This is a genomic window from Flagellimonas olearia (assembly GCF_009184425.1).
Classification (GTDB): Bacteria; Bacteroidota; Bacteroidia; order Flavobacteriales; family Flavobacteriaceae; genus Flagellimonas; species Flagellimonas olearia.
Genome location: NZ_WELG01000002.1, coordinates 83,589 through 95,961, shown reverse-complemented (window position 1 = coordinate 95,961; position 12,373 = coordinate 83,589). Strand labels below are relative to the sequence as shown.

The window sequence follows — 12,373 nt, the reverse complement described above, 5'->3', positions numbered from 1 at the left end:
GCGATTACGCCAATATTTCTTTGATGACTTCTCCGTGTACGTCGGTCAATCTAAAAGGTCTTCCCTGGAAATCGAAGGTGAACTGTTCATGGTTGAAGCCGAGCAAGTGGAGCATGGTGGCATGGACGTCGTGCACAGAGACTGCCCCATCCACTGCGGAGAACCCGATTTCATCGGTTTCCCCATGGCAGGCACCTTTTTTGATGCCCCCACCGGCCATCCACATGGTAAAGGCATCACCATGGTGATCGCGGCCCATAAAGCCCATTTCCTTGCCTTCACGGTTTTCCTTCATGGGAGTACGGCCAAATTCACCGCCCCAAACCACCAAGGTATCATCCAAAAGACCACGTTGTTTTAAATCCAATAGGAGAGCGGTCATGGGTCGGTCTATTTGTCGACATTTGTTCCGAAGTCCCAAATCCACGGCAGTACTGTGGTCTGTTCCGTGACTGTCCCAGCCCCAATCGAACAATTGTACGTAGCGTACCCCTTGTTCCACCAGTTTTCGCGCCAGCAGACAGTTGTTGGCAAAAGATTCCTTTCCAGGTTCCACCCCGTACATTTCCTTGATATTGTCCGGTTCATTGTTGATGTTCATTACTTCTGGAACGGCAATCTGCATGCGATAGGCCATTTCATATTGGTTGATGCGGGCCAGAATCTCCGGGTCGGCATATTGGGCGTATTCCGCCTTGTTGATTTTATTGATGGCATCAATAGTGCTCTTTTTTAGGTCACGGGACATGCCTTTGGGATCATCAATATAGAGTACAGGGTCTCCTTTGGATCTACACTGTACCCCTTGATAAACCGAAGGCAAAAATCCACTTCCCCAAACACTTTTTCCCGCACTGGGTGCCTGTCCACCAGAGGTGAGTACCACAAAACCAGGTAAATTCTGGTTTTCAGACCCTAGTCCGTAGGTGACCCATGATCCAACACTAGGTCTTCCCAAGCGTGGGGTTCCCGTATGCATGAACAATTGGGCAGGTCCATGGTTGAACTGGTCCGTATTCACGGCTTTTAGAAAAGCTACTTCATCCACTACTTTTTTGAAATGGGGCAGGTTTTCCGAGACCCAATTTCCACTTTCACCGACCCGTTCAAATTCGGCTTGGGGCCCAAGAAGTTTTGGGGTACCCCGGATAAACGCAAATTTTTTGCCTTGCAAAAGCGATTGTGGGCAATCTTGGTTGTGTAATTTGGCCAATTCGGGCTTATAATCGAACATCTCCAACTGCGAAGGCGATCCTGCCATGTGCAGATAGATGACCGATTTCACCTTGGGAGCAAAAGGGGGAGGCAATGTGGCCAAGGGATTCAGGTCCCTTTCGGTCAATTGCAAGCCTTTTTTTAGGGCTGCTGCAGGGCCATTATTTTGAAAATTACAGGAAGCCAAGAAACCGCTCAATGCCAAGCCACCCATTCCCGTGGCGCACTGTTTCATAAAATGTCGACGGGTCTGCGCCTGTACTTCACGCATCAGTTTTTCGTGGATCAATCGGTCCAAAGAATCTTTGCTCATGACTTTGTAATAAATTCATCAAGGTTCATAATGGCGTTGGCCACAACGGTCAACGCGGCCAATTCTGCATCAGCGGTTCCCAAAAAGTCATCCATGGCCTTCGTGTCCATTTTAAAGGTGGCCAAGGATTCTTCATACAATTCGGACAACGCCTGTTTTTTATCTGGGCTCAATTCCCTAAAGACGGCCTTTTCATAGCCCCGGGCAATGGCGGTTTCAATATTTTCCGCTTTTTGCATATCCTTGGCCAGTTGGTGGGCCGCCTCAAGATATACAGGGTCGTTAAGGGTCACCAAAGCTTGTAAAGGGGTGTTGGTGACGGTTCTTCGGATGGTACATACCTCACGACTACTAGCATCAAAACTCATAAAGCTGGGATATGGACTAGTGCGTTTGATATAGGTATAAAGACCCCGTCTATAACGATCCTCTCCTTTACTTTCCGCCCAAGTCTCACTGCTGTAGACGGTCTGCCAGACCCCATCAGGTTGTGGGGGCATAACACTGGGACCATACATTTTTGAACTCAACAGTCCCGAAACGGCCAAGGCTTGGTCCCTAACCTGTTCCGCAGTCAAACGCAATCGTGGGCCACGGGCATAGAGTCTGTTCTCTGGGTCTATTTGGTGCAAGGTTGGATTGCCTTCAGAACTTTGACGATAGGTGCCGGACATCACGATATCCTTGATGAGCGACTTCAACTGCCACTCATTTTCATTCATTAACCGGAGTGACAACCAATCCAGCAAAGCTGGATGTGAAGGCGGTTCGGATTGTGACCCCATATCTTCAAGCGAAGCCACAAAACCATTTCCGAACAATTGATGCCAAACCCGGTTTACCAAGGTGCGTGCCGTTAAGGGGTTTTCCTTACTCACCAACCATTGCGCCAGACCTAATCTGTTTTTGGGCCACTCCTGTTTCCAGGGGTTCAATATCGCCGGGGTGGCCGGTGTGACGGTATCGGTCAAGGTGAGCCAATTTCCCCGTTCAAAAACTCGGGTTGTACGGGTCATATAATCCGGATTTTCTATCATGATGGGCACCGTTGGCGTAACCGTGTTCAGGAGATCCAGGAATTTTTTCTGGATTTGATCGTGGCCAGGTTGTCCTTCGCCGGGAAGGTCGGGCAAAAAGGCAAACCAAGATATAAAACTGGTCCCTGTCTGTTGGGGCAGCGTTGTGTTTTCAGCTTCAAAAAACAAGCGAATCGAATCTTGTACCTGGACAAATGGCACTTTACGGATAATCTCTCGAGGAGTCTTATCAATATTGAAACGCGCCAAGACTTCGCCCGTATCATTGTCTTTTCGAAGTGTCATGACCGTGCCATTGTCATTGGCCCAATACTTAAAATAAAGGTTGGGCGCACCTTGGGTATATATGTCATCATAGTAACAGGAACCATTGGGCCAAAGGGAGAGGTATTTGGTGTCGGCCAGTTCGCCATTGACAAAGTTCTTGGCGTGGTGAACCTGATAAAACGGCTCGTTGTATATTAAAAATTTATTGAATTTATCGGCTACTTCCTGGTTTCCATGTTTTAGATTCCATTGAAAGATCTGATCTAAGGTCTTTTGATCATCTTCGCTGTAGAATTTTAGCACAGGATCCTCATGGGGCGTGTCTTCATCCATGGCATTGTTGAAAAAAGCCATCATATTATAGTATTCCTCATGCCTAAAAGGATCATACGTATGACTATGGCACTGTACACATTCCATGGTAGTGCTTTGCCATACTTGGAAGGTGGTATTGACGCGATCCAGTACGGAAGCTACCCTGAATTCTTCATCTTCTGTACCCCCTTCATCGTTGTTCATGGTATTTCGGTGAAAGGCTGTGGCAATAAGTTGGTCCATGGACGGGTCAGGCAATAAATCACCGGCAAGTTGTTCCGTGGTGAACTGGTCATAGGGCATATTTTCATTCAGGGCTTTTATGACCCAGTCCCGGTATTTCCACATGGTCCTGCCTTGATCTTTTTCATACCCTTTACTGTCCGCGTAGCGGGCAAGGTCCAACCACCAACTGGCCCATTTTTCACCAAAGGAAGGTTGTGCCAAAAGGCTGTCCACCAAAGTTTCATATTCCATTTCCCCTTGGGTATAGGCATCAAACCAGATTGCTTTGGGAGGTAGCCCGGTTAAATCAAAGGCCAATCGTCTGGCAATGATACCTTTTGGGGCGGGTGCATTGGGAGACAACTCATTTTCCTCCAGACGTGCCATGATAAAATGGTCAATGTCGTTCTGAACGAAGTCACTGTTCTCAGGTAAAAAACCAGCCACTTGGTCCTGTTGTGGAACCTCAATATCTTGGGGAGAGGTATAGGCCCAATGCTTGCCCCATTGGGCACCTTGATTGATCCAACGCTCCAATAAATCTATTTCTTCTTGGTTCAATGCCGGTTTTTCATAGGGCATCCGCAATTCAGGGTCGTCTTCATGAAGACGACGGATGAATTCACTGGCACTCGCATTGCCAGGAATAATGGCCTTTTTCCCCGATTCGCCTTCGGCTAAGGCCTCTTCTTCAAAAAGGAAGCTAATGCCACCACTTTTTTTGACCCCTCCATGACAGGTAATGCAATGTTTGTTCAGAATAGGTCTTACCTCACTGGCAAAATCAACTTTTTCACCAGTGTTACAACCCATGAGCATAGCGGACAAAATCGATGCTCCAAGAAATATGCGAAAATGTCGAATCGGCATTTTTTTTGAGTATTTGTAAATATTATATAGAATTATTATGGAAATCTACATTAAATGATGCAAAAAATAGTACTTTTTTTGCCGTTTTGTAAATGTATGTAATCATTGAAGTTTCTTAAGGCTGTACGAAAACTTTTTTGTGGTTTGTTTTTTGAACTTTTGAAAGATTTGTGTTTTTTTCGAAACAAGGAAAATTGCACAGTACTAAACTTGAGGTGCACATAAGTTTTAGGTTGGTAATCTACAAAACAGTGATTCTGGGATTACTTTTTTCGAAGCGAGGATTCCCGGATTACTAAATCCGTTTTAAGGGTGATGGTTTCAAAGTCGATGGCATTGTCTTCATCCTCGATTTGTCGTATCAACAATTTAGCGGCTGCCTCTCCCATTTGGTATGCCCGGTCATTTACCGTGGTAAGGTTGGGTTGGATTACCTGTGATATAGGGTAATTACTGAACCCTACCACTGCTGTTTGTTCGGGAACCTTAAGTCCGGCTTTTTGGAAAACTTGAACTGCGCTGATGGCCGTATAGTCGTTGGAGCAGAAAATCCCATCAGGTATTTGGGGTGAGGCAATGAATTTATGGGCGCAGGAAGCCCCTTCTTCATAACTGAGGTTTTGGGTCTCAAGGACTAAATTGGGGTCATAAGGAATATCATGCGCCTGTAATGCAGCTTTGTACCCCTCAAAACGATGCTTAAATATTGAGGTGCCCTGATTCCCTGCTATATGCCCTATTCTTTGACATCCTTGTTCGATAAGATGTTCCGTGGCCTTGAAAGCAGAGCCAAAATCATCTATGACCACTTTATTGGCCTGAAAATCCAAAGGGACCCGATCGTAGAATATGATGGGAATCCCAAGTTTGACCAACTTTTTAAAATGGGTATAGCTCTTGGTTTCATTGGAAAGACATACAATAATGCCTTCCACCGACCTATTCTGAAGGATCTTGGCAATTTCCTTTTCCCTTTCAATGGAATCCTTGGATTGGAATATGGTAATGTTGTAGCCTTCCCTGTAGGCAAGATCTTCAATGCCACTAATGACCAATGAGTGAAAATGGATATCTATTTGGGGAACAATGACCCCAATGGAGTGGGTTCTTTTTTTTCGGAAACCCGCGGCTATGGAATTGGGTACAAAACCAAGTTCTTCGGCTTTTTTCCGTACCTTTTTCTTGGTGGATTCACTTATGGCAGGATGCCCAGCAATGGCCCTCGAAATGGTGGATGGGGATAGTTGGAGCTCCCTGGCCAAATCTTTAAGGGTTATTCTTGGGTTGGACATCACAATGAGTTACAAACGTTTGCGTTTATTTTAAATGTTGGAATTGTTCATTAATCGAACACTGGACTTTTTTTCCAATTTTACAGACAAATTTAGCGGATTTTTAATGCTAGGGGATTCTTTGGTCCGTTTTGATTCGAAATTATTTATGCAAACGTTTGCATAAATATTGTGCTAACTCTATATTTGGGTCCTAATCATTTTCTGGTTAGGGAAGAATGGGGGAAAACCAAGATAATATAAATGTGTATGCTTCACGAATGGAAGCAGGGGAGGCAGCAGGAAGAGCAGTTGAAGAGCACCTTGTTAAACTTCAGCAGTGGCAAGACGATATCCGGATTATTTTCGCAGCAGCACCCTCACAAGATGCCATGTTGGATTATTTGTCAGCCTCAAAGCATATTGAATGGGGCAAGGTAACGGCTTTTCATATGGATGAGTATTTGGGACTGCCCCAAGGAGCTAAACAACATTTTTCGGAATACTTAAAAAGCAGACTTTTTTCAAAGGTTCCCTTGAAGAAACAAATCTTGATCGACCCATTTGGCGAAGTGGAAAGTGAGCTTTCCCGATATTCAGCTTTGATCAATGAAAAACCAATTGATGTGGTTTGTTTGGGGATTGGTGAAAATGGACACATTGCTTTCAATGACCCTCCTGTGGCAGATTTTAACGATTCCAAGACCATTAAGGTGGTGAAATTGGATGAAGCTTGTAGGATTCAACAGGTAAATGACCAATGTTTTGAGAGATTGGATGATGTCCCCAAAGAAGCCTTGACTTTGACCGTACCCGCTCTGGTCCGTGGAAAAAGAATGTTCTGCGTTGTTTTGGGAACAAATAAAAGTGAGGCGGTAAAAAATACATTGACGGGACCGGTTGCGGAAAGTTGCCCGGCATCTATTTTGACCACACATCCGGATTGCACGTTTTACTTTGATGAGGATGCGTATCAAAAAGTCATGGAAATTTCAATTTAAAAGAAGAAATATGATTTCAAAACACTTATTAAGGACCTTGTTGATTCTGGTTTTATGCCTCAAGGCTCCTCTGACCTTGCGGGGACAGGATAACCCTGATTTTAAGGTAAGAGGTTTTCATATTGACCTAAGGATACAGGTCATGACGCCAGAGGCCTTGAAGGAATTTGCCAAGGAGTTGGCAGATTTTGGGATGAATACTTTGGTCATGGAATGGGAAGGGACCTATCCGTTCAAGAACCATCCTACCATTTCCAATAAATATTCATATACCCGAGAGGAAATTGATGATTTTATCTCCTACTGCGACAACTTGGGTATAAAGGTGATTCCGTTACAGCAGAGTTTGGGACATGTGGAATATATCCTAAGGAATCCTAGATATAGTGAATTGAAAGAAGACCAAAAGGATATTTCCCAACTCTGTCCCATGGAAGATGAAGCGAGCAAAGCTCTATTTACCGAGTTGTTTTCAGACTTGGCGGAAACACACAATTCGGATTACATCCATATTGGTGGGGACGAGACCTATTTGTTGGGGCATTGCCCAAGATGTAAAGAGAAATCGGAAAAGTATGGCAAGTCCAAACTGTTTGTGGACCATATGAAAATGATATCTGAAATCGTAATCGAATTGGGAAAAATACCGGTAATGTGGGCCGATATTATCTTGGAACACCCCGAAGCAGCTGCTGATTTACCAGCGGAAACCATTTTTGTGGATTGGAATTATGGATGGAAAATAAGTCACTTTGGCGACATTCCTTCCCTTCAGAAAATTGGGTTTACCTTTTGGGGCTCTCCGTCCATACGGTCCCATCCGGATAATTGGTATGTGACCAAATGGCCAAAGCATTTTCAAAATCAGAGCGATTTTATTCCTTATGCCAGACAAGCGGGCTACAAAGGTATGGTCATGACTTCTTGGTCCACTTCCGGTGTATATGGTTTTACTTGGGATTCTGGATATGACGTGTTGGATATGGTACAGATAAGGAACAACTATCCCATGTCCGGTTTCCGAATTTTGATCGCAAGCTATGCCCAGGCCTTGGAACAGGATGCCCCCATTGATGGGCAATCCTTTGCTTTGCAATATGGGAAAGAACGGTTTGGTTTAAGCCATAAGGACAGTCAGGTGCTATGGAAATTCCTTTCGGCGGATTCAGAGTTGATTGCGAACGGAAAACCTGAAAAAAGTGCCAGTATTGATGAAGTAAAGGCCAAATATGACCCAATTCGGAAAGAAGTCAACCAGATTGAACCCCGCAGAAACCAGCAGGAATTTGAGCATTTTAAGCTCATGGCCGATTTGCGGATGCACTATTTGGATTTCAAAGCAGTGGAGGCCCGGTACAATTCCAAAGATTTTTCAGTAGTGGAAACTCCAGCTTTGCTTGCAAAATTGGACGCTATTCTAGCTGAAGCCGAAACGCTCAACAAGCGGTTCATGGAGATCAACAAGGGGTTTCTTTATGATGCGGAACTGCAAGAACAGAACAACATACGGGTCCAGCAGGTCAAAGGCCTTTATGACCGACTTGCAAAGGCCAAATAATCTCATAATCAAGATGCAGATACTCGACTGGATTGTTTTGTCTTTCTATTTCCTAATGCTCTTGGGCATAGGTCTCTGGGCCTATTTTCGGGTAAAGAATTCGGCAGACTTTTATACCGCTGGAGGAAAACTTCCTTGGTGGTTGTCGGGTATCTCACACCATGTTTCAGGGTATAGTGGAGCCGTTTTTGTCGCCTATGCGGGTATCGCCTACACCCATGGCTTCAGTTTGTATGTTTGGTGGGCCTTTACCGTTGCCTTGGCTACTTTGATGGCGGCATTCTTTATTGCCCCACGATGGTCCCGTCTCCGTATTTTTTCTGGGGTGCAGTCCCCAACAGAATATTTGCTGAAACGATATGACCTGAAAACCCAACAACTGATTGCATGGACAGGGGCTATCATCAAGGTTTTTGATACTGGAGGGAAATTGGCCGCCATTGCGGTTTTGTTGAATGTTTTCAGTGGAGCTTCCATTAGTTTTGGTATCATCTTGGTGGGAATGATCTCACTTATATACATTACCATTGGAGGTCTTTGGGCGGATGTTTGGAATGATTTTGGACAATTTATGGTGCAACTTCTTGCAGGTATCACCATGTTTGTGGTGATCATCTTAAAACTGGATGATGGTCTCGATGGAATCTTTACCGTATGGGATAGATTACCAGAAGGGCATTCCAACTTATTCAATGAACCCTATACCTTTGGTTTTGTCTGTGTGATATTGATCATTAATTTTTTCAGCTATAGTGGAGGCACCTGGAATTTGGCTACTCGGTTCATTTCTTCCAAATCGGGAAAGATGGCCAAAAAGGCTGCCATATTATCTTCCATACTTTATTTTGTTTGGCCCTTGGTGCTTTTTTATCCCATGTTCAGTGCGCCCTTGTTCTTTGAAAACCTTTCGGACCCCACGCTTTCCTACGGAATGCTGGTCAAAGAGTTTTTGCCCTCCGGCTTGGTGGGCCTTGTGTTGGCTTCGTTGTTTGCCAATACTTTGTCCATGACCGCTTCGGATTCAAATACCGTATCGGCTGTGATCAGTAGGGACATACTTCCTGTGTTGTTTCCTAAAATAAGAACGTTTACGGATAAAAAATTGCTCCGCCTTGCTAGGGTCACCACCTTTTGTTTTACCCTATGTACCATCATTACAGCGCTGAATTCCAGCTATTTTGGAGGGGTGTTTGGGTTGATTGTCAGCTGGTTTGCTGCGTTGTTAGGGCCCATTTCCATTCCCATGATCTTGGGATTGTTGCCTGCTTTTGCCAAAAGTGATGGAAGGGCGGCATTGATTTCCATAGTTGGAGGGCTATTGGCTTTTATGGGATTGAAACTAGTTCCAACACATTCCCTTGCCTTGGAAATTGGAGGTCCGACCTTGGTGTCTTTTTTTCTTTTTGTGCTATGGGGACTGTTGAATAATAAACCTGTACCTGCTGAAGTAAAGGATTTACACCTTAAATTGGATAGCAAGTCAAAAGCATAATACGATGGGAACCCGGTTGCGAGGCACACATTTCGAAAGTGGAAAGGGTATTGAAATCCATTTTGAAAATGGGGTTATATCCAATATAGTGGATGTGCCTTCGGATGAGTCGTTTCATCGGATAGCTCCAGGATTGGTGGACCTTCAGGTAAATGGGTATAAGGGAATCGATTTTAATAGTGGGAACCTCACCAAGGAAGAGGTAGCGAAAGTTGTCCAATGCTTATGGGAAGTGGGGGTCACCACGTTCTATCCCACTTTGATTACCAATTCAGATGAGAATATAAAGAATGCCCTCAGGGCGATTGTGGAAGCCTGCGAAGAAGATAAACTTGTGAATGGTTCCATTGGGGGCATCCATCTGGAAGGCCCGTTCCTTTCCGCGGAAGAAGGCCCAAGAGGTGCGCATCCCCTTGAACATATTAAAGATCCAGATTGGGAGCTTTTTAAAGCATGGCAAGAATATGCCAAAGGCAGGATAAAATTGATCACCCTTGCCCCTGAACGGGAGGGAACTTATGATTTTATTGAAAAATGCGCTGCTTCTGGGGTGTTGGTTTCCATTGGCCATACTGAAGCGACCCCAGAGCAGATCAAGGATGCCGTGAAGGCAGGAGCCCGCATGTCCACCCATTTGGGGAATGCCGCCCACCTTAACTTGCCCCGTCACCCCAATTATATTTGGGAACAATTGGCTTCGGATGATTTGTGGATTTCCCTTATCGCCGATGGGTTTCATCTTCCAGAATCCGTGTTGAAGGTTTTTATCAAGGTGAAGCCTGAGAATAGTGTTTTGGTAAGTGACTGTACCCAATTTGCAGGATTACCTCCGGGAACCTATACTTCCCATATTGGAGGTGCCATTGAACTGGGCAAGGAAGGAAGGCTCTTCATGAAGAAGAATCCAAGGCTTTTGGCCGGTTCGGCACAATCGCTAGTTAATTGCATAGATCATTTGGTGAACTCGGGCTTGGTTCCCCTGTCAGTGGCATGGCGTATGGCCTCCGAAAAACCTTTGGAACTCATGAATGTTCAAAGTTATGGCCTCAGCGAAAATGGAAAGGTCGATCTTGTGGTTTTTGAACGTAGATCAAATACCATTGAAATTGTTCAGACCATAAAATCAGGAAGAGTGGTCTACCCATCAAGTAGTTAGAATTGGTTTTCTTTAAAAGGGCCTAAGGTAAAATAAAGTGCATCCGTTGCGTCCATACGATAACGGGGTTTTATTCGTTCCACTAAAGACCTGGTCTACAAAAATTCATTTTAGACAGATTAACCGAAAAGGGAAAATATGAAGAAACTATTATTGGTCGTATTCATGGTAATTGGTATAAGTGCAAATGCCCAAGAGCACAAAACCTATTATGATACCGGAGAACTGGATGAGGTTGGCGTTTTGGAAAATGGGATGCCAACGGGTACTTGGAAAAAATATTATAGAAGTGGTCAGTTGGCGGCCATAGCCACTATGGAAGCGGGTATGCCGATTGGCGAGGCAAAGGTTTACCATGAGAACGGGCAGTTGGCCGAGGTAAGGGTATATCAGAAAGGAAGGATCCATGGGACATACAAAGAGTATTCGGAGAACGGCCAATTGATTAAGATTGGAAGTTATTCAAATGGCGATCAGCAAGGCACTTGGAAGGAATATTACAAGAATGGACAACTTAAGGAAATAGGGGCTTACAAAAATGACAGACGTGACGGACAATGGGAAATGTACTATGAAGACGGTAAACTTTCGGAGCTGATAAACTATAAAGATCAGGTGCGTGAAGGAATCTATGAGAAATATTATAAGGATGGAACCTTGGAGAAAACAGGGGCATATGAGGACGGGGATGGTTTTGGAGAGTGGAAATATTACCACGGGAATGGAAAGTTGGCAGAGATAGGCAATTATGAAAAAGGGTCAAAGGATGGAGAATGGAAACATTATCACGATAACGGTCAACTATATCATGTGCTTTTGCATGATAAAGGTAGGCTTATGGATGTAATTTCCTGTTTTGATGGAAAAGGAAACCGCTTGGAAAAAGGAAGCTTGGTAAATGGGGATGGCACGGTGAATTACTATGACAGTAATGGGAAGTTACTGGAAACCATCGATTATTTGGACGGATACCTGCCCATTTTCTAGGGATTTTAAAATATGGTTCGTGCAACAAGAAAGGCCGGGATTTAAAATCCCGGCCTTTCTTGTTAATGTCATATTGATGTTGGGGAATCAACTTGGGATTAAGAATTTCAATATTGATCTTTATACGTACAATTCATCTCCTATTTTCGAAAAACAGGAAGGAATCCTGGGGACTACCCTATAAGTTTATCGTCAAAACTCCGATAAACATGATATCACTTCACATCAATGGTAAGTACTACACAATTGAAGATGACCCCGCAACACCTTTACTTTGGGTCTTAAGGGACAGTCTGGGTCTAAAGGGAACAAAGTATGGTTGTGGGATTGGACAATGTGGGGCATGTTCCGTCATGGTGGATGGTGTCTCGATCCGGTCCTGCACATTGCCCGTTGAAACAGTTACAGATAAAACCATTGTAACCATTGAAGGAATAGGGACGGAACATAAGTTGCACCCGGTTCAAGAAGCTTGGATAGCGGAAGATGTTCCCCAATGTGGATACTGCCAGAGTGGTCAAATCATCAGTGCCGTCTCCTTATTGGACCAAAACCCTAATCCTTCCCTTCAGGATATCAAAAAAGCCATGGATGGGAATCTCTGTCGGTGCGGAACCTACAACCGGATTGAAAAAGCCATCTTAAGAGTCAAAAGCATATAGTATA

The 12,373-nt window shown here is 44.4% G+C and carries 9 protein-coding genes; 6 read left to right on the top strand and 3 right to left on the bottom strand.

Annotated features, from left to right (window positions below):
- Positions 1 to 4: 4 nt before the first annotated feature.
- The 3 genes from F8C76_RS09795 to F8C76_RS09785 form a co-directional block, all read right to left on the bottom strand.
- Positions 5 to 1,528, bottom strand: a complete 1,524-nt coding sequence (locus F8C76_RS09795; RefSeq protein WP_152131579.1) for a DUF1501 domain-containing protein — start codon at positions 1,526 to 1,528, stop codon at positions 5 to 7.
- Entirely contained in the window at positions 1,525 to 4,185 is a 2,661-nt protein-coding gene (locus F8C76_RS09790; protein WP_249042392.1) for a PSD1 and planctomycete cytochrome C domain-containing protein, read from the bottom strand. The genes F8C76_RS09795 and F8C76_RS09790 overlap by 4 nt, the downstream gene beginning before the upstream one ends.
- Before the next feature lie 320 nt (positions 4,186 to 4,505).
- Complete coding sequence (locus F8C76_RS09785) at positions 4,506 to 5,534, bottom strand: LacI family DNA-binding transcriptional regulator (protein WP_152131577.1); 1,029 nt, start codon at positions 5,532 to 5,534, stop codon at positions 4,506 to 4,508.
- A gap of 218 nt (positions 5,535 to 5,752) precedes the next feature.
- On the opposite strand from F8C76_RS09785, the gene F8C76_RS09780 reads away from it, so the two are divergent.
- The 6 genes from F8C76_RS09780 to F8C76_RS09755 all read left to right on the top strand — a co-directional run bounded on the left by F8C76_RS09780 (position 5,753) and on the right by F8C76_RS09755 (position 12,369).
- Positions 5,753 to 6,514 (top strand): 6-phosphogluconolactonase, encoded by a 762-nt coding sequence (locus F8C76_RS09780; protein ID WP_152131576.1) that lies wholly within the window; start codon positions 5,753 to 5,755, stop codon positions 6,512 to 6,514.
- A gap of 10 nt (positions 6,515 to 6,524) precedes the next feature.
- Entirely contained in the window at positions 6,525 to 8,072 is a 1,548-nt protein-coding gene (locus tag F8C76_RS09775) for a DUF4838 domain-containing protein (RefSeq protein ID WP_152131575.1), read from the top strand.
- A gap of 13 nt (positions 8,073 to 8,085) precedes the next feature.
- On the top strand, positions 8,086 to 9,564 hold the full coding sequence (locus F8C76_RS09770) for a sodium:solute symporter family protein (protein ID WP_152131574.1): 1,479 nt from the start codon (positions 8,086 to 8,088) through the stop codon (positions 9,562 to 9,564).
- 4 nt (positions 9,565 to 9,568) lie between these two features.
- Complete coding sequence (locus F8C76_RS09765; protein ID WP_152131573.1) at positions 9,569 to 10,720, top strand: N-acetylglucosamine-6-phosphate deacetylase; 1,152 nt, start codon at positions 9,569 to 9,571, stop codon at positions 10,718 to 10,720.
- Between the two features lie 138 nt (positions 10,721 to 10,858).
- Positions 10,859 to 11,707, top strand: coding sequence for a toxin-antitoxin system YwqK family antitoxin (locus F8C76_RS09760; protein ID WP_152131572.1), 849 nt, complete (start codon positions 10,859 to 10,861; stop codon positions 11,705 to 11,707).
- 203 nt (positions 11,708 to 11,910) lie between these two features.
- Positions 11,911 to 12,369 (top strand): (2Fe-2S)-binding protein, encoded by a 459-nt coding sequence (locus F8C76_RS09755; protein WP_283016259.1) that lies wholly within the window; start codon positions 11,911 to 11,913, stop codon positions 12,367 to 12,369.
- Positions 12,370 to 12,373: the final 4 nt, after the last annotated feature.

What these genes read in the sequence shown, in the direction of transcription:
- F8C76_RS09760 (WP_152131572.1), top strand. Translation starts at nt 10,859, where the DNA reads ATGAAGAAACTATTATTGGTCGTATTCATGGTAATTGGTATAAGTGCA.
- F8C76_RS09795 (WP_152131579.1), bottom strand. Translation starts at nt 1,528, where the DNA reads ATGAGCAAAGATTCTTTGGACCGATTGATCCACGAAAAACTGATGCGT.
- F8C76_RS09790 (WP_249042392.1), bottom strand. Translation starts at nt 4,185, where the DNA reads ATGGGTTGTAACACTGGTGAAAAAGTTGATTTTGCCAGTGAGGTAAGA.
- F8C76_RS09785 (WP_152131577.1), bottom strand. Translation starts at nt 5,534, where the DNA reads ATGTCCAACCCAAGAATAACCCTTAAAGATTTGGCCAGGGAGCTCCAA.
- F8C76_RS09775 (WP_152131575.1), top strand. Translation starts at nt 6,525, where the DNA reads ATGATTTCAAAACACTTATTAAGGACCTTGTTGATTCTGGTTTTATGC.
- F8C76_RS09770 (WP_152131574.1), top strand. Translation starts at nt 8,086, where the DNA reads ATGCAGATACTCGACTGGATTGTTTTGTCTTTCTATTTCCTAATGCTC.
- F8C76_RS09780 (WP_152131576.1), top strand. Translation starts at nt 5,753, where the DNA reads ATGGGGGAAAACCAAGATAATATAAATGTGTATGCTTCACGAATGGAA.
- F8C76_RS09765 (WP_152131573.1), top strand. Translation starts at nt 9,569, where the DNA reads ATGGGAACCCGGTTGCGAGGCACACATTTCGAAAGTGGAAAGGGTATT.